This window comes from Candidatus Micrarchaeia archaeon, assembly GCA_041653315.1.
Classification (GTDB): Archaea; Micrarchaeota; Micrarchaeia; order Anstonellales; family JAHKLY01; genus JAHKLY01.
The window spans coordinates 80,642-93,314 of record JBAZFO010000001.1; the positions used below are offsets into that span (position 1 = coordinate 80,642).

At 26.3% G+C, this 12,673-nt stretch carries 18 protein-coding genes; 2 read left to right on the plus strand and 16 right to left on the minus strand.

The window, feature by feature from the left end; genetic code table 11:
* The gene (gene pheT, locus WC356_00420) at positions 1–1,572 is read left to right on the plus strand and encodes a phenylalanine--tRNA ligase subunit beta (protein MFA5381602.1); all 1,572 of its coding nucleotides are present in this window, start codon (positions 1–3) and stop codon (positions 1,570–1,572) included.
* Position 1,573: 1 nt separating this feature from the next.
* On the opposite strand, the gene WC356_00425 is transcribed toward pheT, so the two are convergent.
* The 15 genes from WC356_00425 to WC356_00495 form a co-directional block, all read right to left on the minus strand.
* Positions 1,574–2,083, minus strand: coding sequence for a glutaredoxin domain-containing protein (locus tag WC356_00425; protein MFA5381603.1), 510 nt, complete (start codon positions 2,081–2,083; stop codon positions 1,574–1,576).
* A gap of 11 nt (positions 2,084–2,094) precedes the next feature.
* Positions 2,095–2,376: a hypothetical protein gene (locus tag WC356_00430; protein ID MFA5381604.1), complete on the minus strand. Its 282-nt coding sequence runs from the start codon at positions 2,374–2,376 to the stop codon at positions 2,095–2,097.
* 48 nt (positions 2,377–2,424) lie between these two features.
* Positions 2,425–2,628: a DUF6485 family protein gene (locus WC356_00435; GenBank protein ID MFA5381605.1), complete on the minus strand. Its 204-nt coding sequence runs from the start codon at positions 2,626–2,628 to the stop codon at positions 2,425–2,427.
* Positions 2,606–3,076, minus strand: a complete 471-nt coding sequence (locus WC356_00440; protein ID MFA5381606.1) for a hypothetical protein — start codon at positions 3,074–3,076, stop codon at positions 2,606–2,608. Before WC356_00440 ends, WC356_00435 begins: the two co-directional genes overlap by 23 nt.
* Positions 3,077–3,124: 48 nt before the next feature.
* Positions 3,125–3,487, minus strand: a complete 363-nt coding sequence (locus WC356_00445; protein MFA5381607.1) for an EamA family transporter — start codon at positions 3,485–3,487, stop codon at positions 3,125–3,127.
* 35 nt (positions 3,488–3,522) lie between these two features.
* Complete coding sequence (locus WC356_00450) at positions 3,523–4,293, minus strand: MBL fold metallo-hydrolase (GenBank protein MFA5381608.1); 771 nt, start codon at positions 4,291–4,293, stop codon at positions 3,523–3,525.
* On the minus strand, positions 4,294–4,941 hold the full coding sequence (locus tag WC356_00455; GenBank protein MFA5381609.1) for a M15 family metallopeptidase: 648 nt from the start codon (positions 4,939–4,941) through the stop codon (positions 4,294–4,296).
* Positions 4,919–5,482: an AAA family ATPase gene (locus WC356_00460; GenBank protein ID MFA5381610.1), complete on the minus strand. Its 564-nt coding sequence runs from the start codon at positions 5,480–5,482 to the stop codon at positions 4,919–4,921. The genes WC356_00455 and WC356_00460 overlap by 23 nt, the downstream gene beginning before the upstream one ends.
* A gap of 38 nt (positions 5,483–5,520) precedes the next feature.
* A complete protein-coding gene (locus WC356_00465) occupies positions 5,521–5,913 on the minus strand; it encodes a type II toxin-antitoxin system VapC family toxin (GenBank protein MFA5381611.1) in 393 nt (130 codons plus the stop codon).
* Positions 5,903–6,172 (minus strand): hypothetical protein, encoded by a 270-nt coding sequence (locus tag WC356_00470; protein MFA5381612.1) that lies wholly within the window; start codon positions 6,170–6,172, stop codon positions 5,903–5,905. The genes WC356_00465 and WC356_00470 overlap by 11 nt, the downstream gene beginning before the upstream one ends.
* An 81-nt stretch (positions 6,173–6,253) precedes the next feature.
* On the minus strand, positions 6,254–8,722 hold the full coding sequence (gene radA / locus WC356_00475) for a DNA repair and recombination protein RadA (protein MFA5381613.1): 2,469 nt from the start codon (positions 8,720–8,722) through the stop codon (positions 6,254–6,256).
* Between the two features lie 9 nt (positions 8,723–8,731).
* Positions 8,732–8,944 (minus strand): DUF736 family protein, encoded by a 213-nt coding sequence (locus WC356_00480; GenBank protein ID MFA5381614.1) that lies wholly within the window; start codon positions 8,942–8,944, stop codon positions 8,732–8,734.
* A 113-nt stretch (positions 8,945–9,057) separates the two neighbouring features.
* Positions 9,058–9,435, minus strand: coding sequence for a DUF2283 domain-containing protein (locus WC356_00485; protein ID MFA5381615.1), 378 nt, complete (start codon positions 9,433–9,435; stop codon positions 9,058–9,060).
* Positions 9,422–9,742, minus strand: a complete 321-nt coding sequence (locus tag WC356_00490; protein ID MFA5381616.1) for a hypothetical protein — start codon at positions 9,740–9,742, stop codon at positions 9,422–9,424. The genes WC356_00485 and WC356_00490 overlap by 14 nt, the downstream gene beginning before the upstream one ends.
* Before the next feature lie 71 nt (positions 9,743–9,813).
* Positions 9,814–10,536, minus strand: a complete 723-nt coding sequence (locus tag WC356_00495) for a sugar phosphate nucleotidyltransferase (protein ID MFA5381617.1) — start codon at positions 10,534–10,536, stop codon at positions 9,814–9,816.
* Positions 10,537–10,600: 64 nt separating this feature from the next.
* Between WC356_00495 and asnS the strand changes: the two genes are divergently transcribed.
* On the plus strand, positions 10,601–11,908 hold the full coding sequence (asnS, locus tag WC356_00500; protein ID MFA5381618.1) for an asparagine--tRNA ligase: 1,308 nt from the start codon (positions 10,601–10,603) through the stop codon (positions 11,906–11,908).
* On the opposite strand, the gene WC356_00505 is transcribed toward asnS, so the two are convergent.
* Positions 11,905–12,621 carry a pyruvate kinase gene (locus WC356_00505; GenBank protein ID MFA5381619.1) on the minus strand — a complete coding sequence of 239 codons (717 nt, stop codon included), beginning with the start codon at positions 12,619–12,621 and terminating at the stop codon, positions 11,905–11,907. The genes asnS and WC356_00505 overlap by 4 nt on opposite strands.
* Between the last annotated feature and the right edge of the window lie 52 nt (positions 12,622–12,673).

Sequence of the window (12,673 nt, forward strand, 5' to 3'; positions counted from 1 at the left end):
ATGGCAGTAATAACAATATCCTTTGAAGAATTAAAAAAATTTGTTAATATAACAAAAAAACAAGCAATTGAAAAATTACCTTTATTAGGAGTACCTACTGAAATTGATAAAGAAAACGAAGATAAATTAATATTGGAAATAACTCCAGACAGACCAGATTTATTAAGTGTCGAAGGTATTGGCAGATTATTAAATAGTTATTTTTATAAGAAAAATAAAGAGTACAACGCGGAAAAATTAAATGAAGAATATAGACTTTCTATTGATGAAAATGTTAAAGAAGTAAGACCATATATTGCAATGGCAGTTATTAAAGGAATAAAAATTGATGAAAATGTATTAATTGATCTTATGCAATTACAAGAAAAACTGCATAATACTATTGGGAGAAAAAGAAAGAAAGTTGCAGTAGGAATTCATGATTTAGATAATATCTCTTTTCCTTTAAAATATTCTGCGTATGATATAAAAAAATCTCCTAAATTTATTCCATTAGAAAAAAATAAAGAAATGAATGCTGAAGAAATATTAAAACATCATGAAAAAGGTATTTCTTATGCACAGTTGGTCTCAAATAAATGTGTAGTAATCACAGATTCAAAGGAAAAAGTACTGAGTTTTCCTCCAATAATAAATTCTGAACTGACTAAATTGACTACAAATACAAAAAACGTTTTAATTGATGTGACCGGAACACAAATAGAAGCAGTAACTGATGTTTTGAATATTATTGTATGTAATTTAATTGATAGAAAAGGAAAATTATATGAAATTAAAATAGGAAATAAAATATATCCTAATTTAGAAATGAAAAAAATGAAAAATCCGCAAAAACAAGCAGAAAAAATATTAGGTAAAAAAATAACAAAAAAAGAGATAAAAGACGGACTAGAAAAAATGGGATTCAAGGTAAAAGGAAATTCCGTATACATTCCACCTTATAGAACAGATATTTTAGGAGAAATTGATTTAATTGAAGATATCGCTATTTCAATGGATTATAATTCTTTCATTCCAGAACTACCTAATTTTTTTAGTATTGGAAACAAAAAACCAGAACATGAAGCAAATTCTGTTTTAACAGGTTTAGGATTTAATGAAGTATTCACATGGACTTTAAGTAATGAAGAAAAAATTCAAAAAACAAAATTGGATTATCCAAAAATTATAAAAATTGAAAATCCATTAACAAGAGATTTTACTATAATAAGACCAAGTATCTTACCCAATCTTCTTGAAGTTTTTGCAGAAAGCAAAAAAGAAAAAATGCCCCAGAGCATATACGAAATTGGAGTTGTAGCCAATCCTGAATTAAAAAATGTATTAGCTGGTGCAATGACAAATTCAAAAATAGGTTTTACTGAAATAAAATCAGTTATTCAAGCATTAATTAAAATTATGGATGGAAAATATGAAATTAAACCATCAGAGGATAAAATATTTATAACAGGAAGAAGCGCAGGAATTTGGAAAAATGGAAAAAAAATAGGAATGTTTGGGGAAGTTTATCCAGAAGTTTTACTTGACTTTGGATTAGAATGCCCCGTAGTTGCTTTTGAAATAGAAATCTAATTTATCTCTTTTTTTTATTTGTTATTATATTAATTTCATATGCAATTACTATTAATATAATAATAATTATCAAAAGAACAAAGGGATTTTTTAAAATTTCCATTATATCAAAATCATTAGTATTTGAATCATCAATAGAATTTGTTATTGGTGAAACTTCAACTTCTTGAGTTTCATCTATATTTTCTAAAATTATTCCTTCTAATTCTTCAGGTATCTGTTTACTTCCAATTAAGAATTTATCTGAAACAAATAATGCAGGAACTCCAGAACTGGATTTACCATAATTACTTAAAAATTCTTTAAATAAAATACCATTATCTTTATTATTATAAATTTCATATTTATTTATAACAATCTTACCTTCATATTTAATTTCTAAGTTATCTAAAGTTGGTTTAACTTTAGCACAATGTGGACAAGTTTCACCATAGAAATAATTAATTTCTAAAACTTCTGCAAAACTTATTGAAATTAATAACAAAATCAATAATATAAAATAATTCTTCATTTTCTCTCCTCCTAATTTTTATAAAAATTACTTATAAAACTATTTTCTACGTCTTCTTTTAAAAGACTTTCTATTTCGTTCTTAAGGATTAAAATCGATTCTTTAAACCTGGTGTCTTCCTCCCCTATTTCTTTAATAAATCTAAAAACTTTTTCTTTTCCAAATTTTTTAACTAATAAGAATAATTCATTTATATTGGCATTTTTTATTCCAATGTATGAATTACTATCAAACATCAATATTATTTCTTTTATCTGTTCTTTAATACTCATTTTATTTACATACTTTTCCATATAATAATACTATCTTTTTCTATTTAAAATAGTTTCTACTGCCTTTTATTATCTTTTATTTTTATCTTCTATAAATTTTTTAAAAGATCTATCATATGTCGCTTCTGTTTCTTTTGAAAAACAGCATGCTGGAAGCTCATTTCTTGATAAATGATATTGAATACATTCACAACATTTTCCTTTTCTTGGGCATCCTGGATAAGTACAATTACATTTCTGTAAATTATGTTTAACATTCTGACATTCGTTCATAAGAATCAACTTCAAGTCTTTCACAAATTATTGGTTCAATATTATTATTAATAAACTTAATAAAATCATCTTCTGTTTTAAGTGTGTTTTCTACTTCTGTTTCTCCAATTCTTTTTCTAATAGTAGCAGACAGTCTATTATCTCCTTCTAATATTAATTTAATAAGACAATCATCTACTGTAAATACAAATGGAAGTTCGGAACAACCAGCAAAACCAAATTTATTTATAATTTTTTCATTTTTATTATTATCAGACAAAACACCACAGATATGTAATGTATTAGCTTCAAATATATAAGTAACTTTAAACAAAATCCTCTTATTGTTTATTTTAGCAGAAAAACATTCTCTTAAACTTAATAGTGGTTTTTTTGTTTCAAAAGAAGGTGGGACAGAATAACCTAATTCTTTCATAATTCTTTCTATTGCTTTTGAATGATACTCCATCCTCTTTACCTAAATAATAAAACAGCTTGGGATTTTTAAATCTTATGTTTAAAAAAGCAAAATTGAAATTGCGATTATCGCCAATACCATAGCTAATATTTCTTTAACAGAGAATACATCTCCAAATATAAAAATTGATAAAACAGCTAAAAATATGGTGCTTAAACTAATAACTGCCATTACTAAAGCTACTTTTCCTTCTTCTAATGCTTTAAGTGTAGATACAAAACCAGTCAGAGTAAATATTATTAAAAAAACAACTAAAATTAAGAATGAAATATTTAAATTGGATATTTTTGCTTTTATATTTTCCAAATTAATTTCTCCTATTTCATTAACTATTTTTTTAAGAACTATATTAGCAAATGTAAATAAAATCATTGCTGCTACTGCAAATATAACCCATTTCATTTTTTTACACCTTATTATCTAATTTATTTTATACTTTAAATTTCAATTTCCATTTTATCTTCTGATAATATTATATTTCCATTGTAATATTTATTAATTGTTCCTTTTATGTCTGTTTTTTGAACTTTTGGATAAAAATGAAAAAGAACTAATTTTTTAGGGTTTGTTTTTTGTGCAATCTTTCCAACTGCTGTTGGATTTAAATGAACACGGGGGGGATACTCATCTGAAAAAGCGCACTCTAATAAAAATAAATCTACATTTTTAGCAAATTTTCCTAAATTATTTTCTAATTCTCCATCATATCCAGTATCTCCAGAATAAACTAAAGTTTTGTTATTATGTTGTATTTTAAATGCTCTGCTTTCTTCTTTATGTTTTACTTTTATTGCTGAAATTTTAATATTATCTAATTCAATATCTCCATCATCTATATTTGTAAAAACTATTTTATCTCCTGCATTTGTTTCATTATCAAATGTTTTTATTAAATTATTATAAAAAGTTTCAAACTCTTTTGATGCAAATATAACCATTTGAATATTTTTATCTTCATTCAAATATTTATTATTTTTTAAAAGAAATAATAAATAAATCAAATCTAATGAATGATCTGGGTGAAAATGAGATAAAAAAAGATAATCAATATCATTAATTGTTTTTCCTAATTCTAATAAGCGCTTTATTGATCCTGGACCAATATCTAATAATGCATTTTTACCATTATCAAATTCTAATAAAAAAGACGGCGCGTTTCTCTTTAAATCTAAAATAGCAGTGCCTGATCCTAAAATTGTTAATCTCATTTAAACACCTTTATATATTGAATATTTTTTCTTTAAAACAGCAGCCCAATATCTATCTCCATACGACCAATGCCACCATTCAGTTGGATAATTTATAAATCCTGCTTTTTTCATTAGTTTTATTAATAATTTTCTATTTTCCTGTGCCTTCTTAGAAATTTCTCTTGAATTGGTTGCTGTTTTTGTTTTAAATTCTCCTAATTTTGTCCCCATATCTAATAATCTTCCTTTTGAATTAAGAATTGAAACATCTACTGCCCCTCCTGTTGAATGTGGGGGAACAATATCCAAAGGAGCCGCTGCTTTACTTGCTTCTTGTTTTATTTTATTTTTATTCCAAGTTGGATTTTCTTTTTTAACCTCATTACAAGCAGCTTGAAAAGCTTTTTTCTGAGATTTCAAAGACCTATAACCACATCTTAATAATATTTTATAACCTTCAGGTAAATTTTTTTGAACGAAACATAATTTATTAGCAACTGTTTCTCTTACAAAACCTGCTCTTTTTGCGTACCATTCTCCTTCGTTTTTAATATATGTTGGTGGCCTTACAATTATTTTAGGACAAAATTTCTGTATATTAATTAACTTTTCTCCATTGTCTTTTATAGGAATTTTCTTTAATTCAGAGTCTGGTATTAGTTTCATTTTTTTCCTCTTTTAAATTAAAATGTTTTATTATTTTCATTGCTGTTTCTTTTGCAGAAACGTAAGAATTATCAATTTCTAAACTTTCAACAAAATCTATTTTAGTATAATAATCATATGTTTGTAAATCTTTTAATAAAACTGTTTCCTCATTTATTTTTTTGTATTCTTTTCTAGATTCAGAATTAACTCTTTTGATTAATTCATCTTTATTACTATATAAATGTACAAAATAGATCTGTCCATTATATTTTTTAATTATGTTATATATATTATTTACAAATTCCTTATCTTCACTTGGGGCATAACAAAAAGTAAAAATGATATTTGCGATATCCTCTTTAGCGATATGCTCTATTATATCTAATCTTAATTTTTCAAGAAGTTTCATAAAATTTTTAGATCTAAAAGGAAATAAAGATTTTACTAAATCAACAGTTAAATGATTATGAAATAATTTAAAATCTGTTAATTTAGCTATTTCTTTTGCAACAGTTAATTTTCCCACTGCTGGTGATCCATAAATAAAAATCATTTTCATATAAAAAATAAAGATAAAAAGAAATAAAAAATGGAGTATTAAATACTTTTTCTTGTTATTCCTTTTATTCTGTCAAAATGCTTGTCTTCTGAAACAATAATATCAATACCATATTCAAACATGAGGGCAAGATGAATAGAATCTGCAGGTTTGAAACCAAGTTCTAAATAATTACCTACTTTTAAAGCAACATTTCTATTCATATCTAATATTTTAAGATTGGGTATTTTAAGAAATGCTTCCCAATATTCTTTTAATTTTTTTCCTCCTCTGTTTTTCATTATTACCCAGATTGCTTCATCGAAAGATAGAATACTTGTACTCGCAGAAATTCTATTATCATTTAAGTCTGAAATTATCTTTCTTGCTTTTTTGCCTTTTTCCTGATTATTCAAAACAGCATGAATAAAAACATTTGAATCAAGATACATCTATATTACACCTCTGCATCTTTTTAGTAATTCCTTCTTCACGTGCTGTTTTTATCAATTTTTTAATCTCTTTTTCAGAAACATTTGCTTCTTCAGCAAATTTTTCCATTTCTTTTACTACATCTGTCTCTTTTTCAATATATACTCTATCCTCTTCAATTTTGAAAACTACTTTTGAACCTTTTGATAAACCAAACATCCTTCTTATAAATGCAGGAATAACTACTAACCCATTAGCATGAATTTCTCTTACTTCCATATAAAAACCTCCTTATGTCATTTATCTTAAAGTACATACTTTAAATTATCTTAAAGTACATATTTAAAGGTTTGTATGGGGTTAGTCTGTAATCCCTTTTTCAGAAACTGTGAAAACACATTCTGCATCTGGCATTGAAGGCGAATCAACTAATCTTGCAACTCTTTTATCTCCCTTACTTCTTCTTAAATATACTCTATATGTAGAAGCGTGAGCCAAAACATGTCCTCCAATAGGAATTGTTGGATCTCCAAATAAAATTCCTGGATTATCCATTACTTGATTTGTTATTATAACTGCTAGATTATTAGCATCTGCCAATTTCTGCAGTGTATGGATATGTGTATTTAATTTTTGCTGTCTTTCACTTAAAGAGCCTCTTCCAGAATAATCAGATCTAAAATGAGAAGTTAAAGAATCTATAATTAATAACTTAATATTATTATGTTTAATTAATTCATCTGCTTTTTCCACTAATATCATTTGGTGATCTGAATTAACTGCTCTTGCTACATGTATATTTCTTAATACTTCTTCAGGATCCATTCCTTGAGCTTCTGCTATTTGAGTTATTCTTTCAGGCCTAAAAGTATTTTCAGAATCAATAAATAATACTCCACCTTCTAATCCTCCTTCTTCTTTTGATTTTTGAACAGTTACACTAGTTTGAAAACCTAGTTGTGAATTATGGAGCCACAGTGGTTTTAATCCGCCTATAAAATTATGTGTTCCTTCAACATGAACATCATATATATTTCCTTCATATTCATTATGATTTACTTCTACTATTTTTTCCCAAGCAATTGGTTTATTTGCAAGTATTTCAAGTGTTTTCATATCCCTTTTTAATTCATCATCTGTTACTATTTTATTAATCATTTGTTTTAATACGTCTGCAATTGGTTCTTTTATATCCTCTGGCATATTTCTAGTCATATAATTTTGGAAAGTTGATCTCTTAATTTTCATTTTTTGTCTTATATCTGAAGTTTTAAAAGGCAATTCGTTAAACCAAGAAAGCAATTCCCCATATTCTTTATTAATTATTTTTTCTTCTATCTCTCTCATATTTCTTATTTTAACTAAATAATGCTCGTATGCTTTTTGGCAAGTATCTTTTGTAACTACTCCTGTAACTGGAGTTTTAGCGATATAATTCCAAAATAAAGAAAATAATTCTTTTTTATAAAATCCTTTTTTAGAATAATTGCCATTTCTTCTTCTACTTCCCGAAAGTTTATTATGTACTCTCTTTAAAATGACAGAAAAATATTTTGTTGGGATTCCATGTGTCTCTGCTTTAGAAAATGATTCTAACTCTCCAGTATTTTTAACACTTTGTTCAAGCAATTGTTTGAATTTATATTTACTTATATTATCAGTAACAAATACTCTATAATATTTGTTTCTTCTCATAGATAGTGTTGATTTTATTCCCAACCTTGCTAATAAATATAATAAATCACTAGCTAATTTTTTAGATGCGGTACAAAAACTTATTGAATTATTAATACATCCATCTCCATCAAGATATCCACTTAAAAATGCAGCTATTCTTTGTTTATCTGCATTTAGTACATTCTTAGGAACATATTTTGTAAAAGAATTTGTATCTGCTAATCCTCCTAACACTCTTTTAGTATCTTTATATAACAAGATTCTTTTTTTACTATCATATGTTCCTTTTTTTCCAAATTTATTTTTGAGAAAACTTTGCACTTTATCCACTATTTTTTCATCAAAATTTGTAATACTTAATGGATTGGCAGTTCCTTCTGCTACGAAAACACCAAGAAAATATGCTTCTTCTTCACTAATTTGATTACTTGCAGTAGTATAATCAAATCCTTGAGGAGTTGCTATATAACTTCCTTTTTTCAAATCACCAAATGGTACCCATTTCAATCCTTGTTCATCAATAGTTAATAAGGGATGATTGAGTGTTAATTCTAAACTAGAACCTCTATTTGTTTTCAATGACCAAATCTCATTAATTTTCTCTTTATACATCTCAGTTACTTTACTTTTTTTAGGCTTTCCAGAAGCATCTAAACTCATTACCCAAATATCTCTTTTAGGTTTAGTTATAACTCCTTCTTCATAAGGAACTTCTTCTGTTTTGTATTTTTCATATATCTCTTCTATTTCATTAATATATGGTTCATGACTATTGAAAAAGAAAACAGGAGTATTTTTTGAAACACATTTTCCAGAACCAAATTTACCATAAAATTCTGTAATAGCCATTGTCTCTATTCCACCACCTAATAAATTATCTAACTCTTCTGAACCTGTTGTTATTTTTTTAATGTCTCTTCTTCTTTCCATAATCATATCCGCTGTTTCAAAACCCATTTCTAAAGCATCTCTTGCTCCAGCTATTGTTTTTTTAGCTGTTTCTACTCCTAATCCAGCTACTTCTCCTAATTCATGGGGGGAAGCAACAGCTATTTTTTGAATATCATAACCTGCATCTTCTAATTTTTTAGCAGTAGCAGGGCCTACCCCAGGTAAGTCCTTTAATTTTTTAGTAACTACAATATCTGTCATATAATCACCTTATTCATTTTTGAAAACTAAAAGTCTCAAATCACCTATTTTTAAGGTATAAAATTCCTTGCCTGCTTTTGAAATGTTTTTCCACATTGCACCTACGTTTCTAAAATTTGTTTCTCCTTCTTGGTCTTTATCAATTTGTACAATTCTAAAATCTGGTTTTGTACCCTTTTTTTGTGAGTCCTCAGACTCAAAATCAGATATATTTTTTTTCATACTTATCTTCCTCCGCACGCGCTCTTTAAGAGCGCTCCGCTAAATAATATTATGTTGCGATTTGTTTATAAAGGATTTCAAAGAGTAGTTTTCCGGATGTTTATGAAGTAAAATTAATTTAAAATTACTTGAATTTCTTTTTTATCTGCAAATTTGGGTATAGTCAAATTTGTTGAAACATTCGCAGTTTCAGTTTCTAAAAATATATTTATTATCGTACCCTTTCTTAAATTATTCATTATAATTTTTGAATTTTTTGTATTTTTAAGGAAAGTTTTAACTTTATGAATAGAAGTTAAAGCAGAATTATTTTTCAATAAAATATAAAAAAATTTAGAAGCATTCGTAAATTCTAAGCCTACAATTTCCCCTTTTTTATTTAAATCAATATCAAAATTACCAAATTCTAAAGTAAAAATAGATTTATTTTTTGCATTAAACAAAAATAAATTATCATTATTTCTATCATAATCAACATTAAATTTTACCATATCTATCTACCTTTTTTTGAAGTTTGTTATTTATTTTCATTACAGATTTTAATTCTATATATTTATTTATAATAATAAATGTTTTATATGTTGTCCTATGATTTTTTTTAAATCTACATTGATATCTTTCTTTATTTTTTGGATGTGGAGGATCAATTATAAATATTTTATTTATTTTTTCATCTTTTAATTTCTCCAATAAATTTTCTAAATTTATGTCCCTTTGTTTTGCTCTTAATATTGCGTGCCCATCTATAATTATTTCTTTTGATTTAAGTTTAGAAAGTAATTGTTTTTCTGAATTCATATTATTTTATATTACTTATTATTTTTATAAAGGATTTTAAAGAGTAGTTTTCCGGATGTTTATGAAGTAATTTATTGTAATACCCAAGGCTTTTTTCCTGAATTCCAAAGTTCTCTTGCTGTTAAAACATCTTTATATGTTCCAATATCCATCCAAAAACCAGGGTGTTTATATGCCATAAGCTCATTTTCTTTTGCTAATAAAGGTAAAGTTGTTTTTGATAAATCTTCTCCTTCTTTTAAATAATCAATAACTTCTTTTTTAAGTACTAAAAATCCTGCGTTTATCCAATCATCTAATTTTGGTTTTTCTTTAAATTCTTGTATTAAATTTGGATTATTTATATTAAATTTTAAAACCCCAAAAGCAGAATATGGTTGAACTGAAGTTAAAGTTGCTTTTTTATTATGATTTAAATGAAAATTATATAACTCTTTTACATTAACATTAGCTAAATCATCTCCATATGAAACCATTATATTATTGAAATTTCCTGCTAATTTAGAAGCTTTTAAAATTCCTCCGCTTGTATTTGTTGAATAAGATTCTTCTGAAAATTGTATTTGCCAATCTTTAGGATAATCATTAAATTTAAACCAGTCAATAATCTGTTCTTTCATATGTCCAACATGAACAATAAATTCATTAAATCCATAATGAGAATACATATTCATTAAATGAATTAAAAGAGGTTTTTCACCCACTTCAATTAAAGGTTTTGGAATTTCATGTGTTAATTCTAATAAACGAGTCCCTTTTCCTGCACATAAAAATATTACTTTTGGTTTTTCCATAAAAATATATACTAACCAAATATTTATAAATTAAAAGATGCAGAATAAAAACAAGGTTTTTTAGATGATAGAATATTTACATATTAAAGACGTTCAAAAAGAAGAGATGATTGATAAAACAGTTACTTTGCGCGGTTGGGCATATAGAACTAGAGGAAGCAGTGCAATGAGATTTATTGTTTTGCGAGATTCAACAGGTATTATACAATGCACAACAATACAAAAAGAAGTTGATGAAAAAACATGGAAAAGCGCAGAAGAATTATATGTTGAAAGTTCTTTTACTGTTAAAGGGATAGTAAGAAAAGATGACAGGGCACCAGGAGGTTATGAATTAACTGTTAAAGAATTAGAACCTATTTGTATTGGAGAACCTTTTCCAATTGCAAAAGATTTATCCCCCGAATTTTTAGCTGATAAAAGGCATTTATGGTTAAGAAGCCAAAAAATGACAGCAATATTAAAAATTAGAAGCACTGTTTTTGATGCTATTCATGAATATTTTAGAAAACAAGGATTTTATGAATATCATTCCCCAATATTTCAGGCAGTTCAATGTGAAGGAGGATCTACTTTGTTTTCAGTAGACTACTTTGGAGATGATAAAGTATTTTTAGCACAAACATGGCAATTATATGCAGAACCTGCAATATTCTCTTTAGAAAAAATATATACAATTTCTCCATCATTTAGGGCAGAAAAATCAAAAACTTCGAGACATTTAACAGAATATTGGCATGCTGAAATGGAAGGTGCTTGGTTTACATTTGATGATGTTATCTCTCATGGAGAAGGAGTAATAAAATATATTGTGAAAAAAGTTCTTGAAGAAAGAAAAGAAGAATTAAAAATATTAGAAAGAGATATTGAAAAACTTAAACCTTGTGTTGAAAAACCATTTATTAGAATGACATATACAAAATCTTTAGAAATACTTAAAGATAAATGTAAAATGAAAATTGAATGGGGAAAAGATTTAAGGACAATAGAAGAAGATAAGCTTTCTCAATTATATGATACTCCAATAATAATTACTCATTATCCAAAAGCAGTTAAAGCATTTTATATGACAGAAGATGAAAAGGACCCTAAAACTGTTCATGGAGTAGATTTTATTGCACCAGAAGGCTATGGGGAAATAATTGGTGGAAGTGAAAGAGAAGCAGATATTGAAAAAATAAAAAAACGATTAATAGAACAGAAAGAAGACCCTGCGCAATATGAATTTTATTTAGATACTCGTAAATATGGCTCTGTACCACACGGAGGATTTGGTTTAGGAGTTGAAAGAATAATTGCTTGGATTTGTGGATTAGATACAATTAAAGATGCAATACCTTTCCCAAGAACAATGACTAGATATAAACCTTAACAATTGATTAATTTTCTCCACTTTTGTGTTTCATATATTATTTTTTGCATTGTTTTTATTACTAAAATTGGATGTTTACCAATTGCTGTTTCTTCTGAAAGCATAAGCGCATCTGATAAATCTAATACTGCATTTGCAACATCACTGCTTTCTGACCTTTTTGGAATTCTTGAGTCAACCATTGATAAGAGCATTTCAGTTGCAGTTATTACAAATTTATTTTTTTTATTGCATTTTTTAATTATCATTTTTTGAAAAATAGGTAATCTTTCAAAAGGAATATTTTTTCCTAAATCTCCTCTTGCAACCATTATTCCATCACTTGCATTAATTAATTTATCAATGTTCTCTATTCCTTTTTTTGATTCTATTTTTGCTATTAATTTTATTTTTTTAGGTAAAAACTTTTTTCTAATTCTTGATATTTGTTCTGTAGTTTCTGTAAATGCTAATGCAATATAATCAAAATCTAATTCTTTAATAAAAGAAATTACTGATTCATTTTTTATGTCTATTAAGATTTCACATTTTAAATTTGTTTTTTCTCTTGAATTTTTTATAATATTTATTATATCTAAAACTTCTTTTTGTTTAGCATATTTCATATTCAACCGCACAATATCCATGCCTGCTTTTAGCATTCCATAAATAACTTGTGGTTTATTACTTGAAGGGCCAATAGTTGCTATAATTTTAACATTTTTATTAATCATAGAGTTTCTTATTTCAGCATACTTTAAAATGATTTTGATAAAAAGCGAATGT

Coding starts and splice junctions, on each gene's coding strand:
- pheT (MFA5381602.1), top strand. CDS start 1: ATGGCAGTAATAACAATATCCTTTGAAGAATTAAAAAAATTTGTTAAT.
- WC356_00425 (MFA5381603.1), bottom strand. CDS start 2,083: ATGAAGAATTATTTTATATTATTGATTTTGTTATTAATTTCAATAAGT.
- WC356_00430 (MFA5381604.1), bottom strand. CDS start 2,376: ATGGAAAAGTATGTAAATAAAATGAGTATTAAAGAACAGATAAAAGAA.
- WC356_00435 (MFA5381605.1), bottom strand. CDS start 2,628: ATGAACGAATGTCAGAATGTTAAACATAATTTACAGAAATGTAATTGT.
- WC356_00440 (MFA5381606.1), bottom strand. CDS start 3,076: ATGGAGTATCATTCAAAAGCAATAGAAAGAATTATGAAAGAATTAGGT.
- WC356_00445 (MFA5381607.1), bottom strand. CDS start 3,487: ATGAAATGGGTTATATTTGCAGTAGCAGCAATGATTTTATTTACATTT.
- WC356_00450 (MFA5381608.1), bottom strand. CDS start 4,293: ATGAGATTAACAATTTTAGGATCAGGCACTGCTATTTTAGATTTAAAG.
- WC356_00455 (MFA5381609.1), bottom strand. CDS start 4,941: ATGAAACTAATACCAGACTCTGAATTAAAGAAAATTCCTATAAAAGAC.
- WC356_00460 (MFA5381610.1), bottom strand. CDS start 5,482: ATGAAAATGATTTTTATTTATGGATCACCAGCAGTGGGAAAATTAACT.
- WC356_00465 (MFA5381611.1), bottom strand. CDS start 5,913: ATGTATCTTGATTCAAATGTTTTTATTCATGCTGTTTTGAATAATCAG.
- WC356_00470 (MFA5381612.1), bottom strand. CDS start 6,172: ATGGAAGTAAGAGAAATTCATGCTAATGGGTTAGTAGTTATTCCTGCA.
- radA (MFA5381613.1), bottom strand. CDS start 8,722: ATGACAGATATTGTAGTTACTAAAAAATTAAAGGACTTACCTGGGGTA.
- WC356_00480 (MFA5381614.1), bottom strand. CDS start 8,944: ATGAAAAAAAATATATCTGATTTTGAGTCTGAGGACTCACAAAAAAAG.
- WC356_00485 (MFA5381615.1), bottom strand. CDS start 9,435: ATGGTAAAATTTAATGTTGATTATGATAGAAATAATGATAATTTATTT.
- WC356_00490 (MFA5381616.1), bottom strand. CDS start 9,742: ATGAATTCAGAAAAACAATTACTTTCTAAACTTAAATCAAAAGAAATA.
- WC356_00495 (MFA5381617.1), bottom strand. CDS start 10,536: ATGGAAAAACCAAAAGTAATATTTTTATGTGCAGGAAAAGGGACTCGT.
- asnS (MFA5381618.1), top strand. CDS start 10,601: ATGATAGAATATTTACATATTAAAGACGTTCAAAAAGAAGAGATGATT.
- WC356_00505 (MFA5381619.1), bottom strand. CDS start 12,621: ATGATTAATAAAAATGTTAAAATTATAGCAACTATTGGCCCTTCAAGT.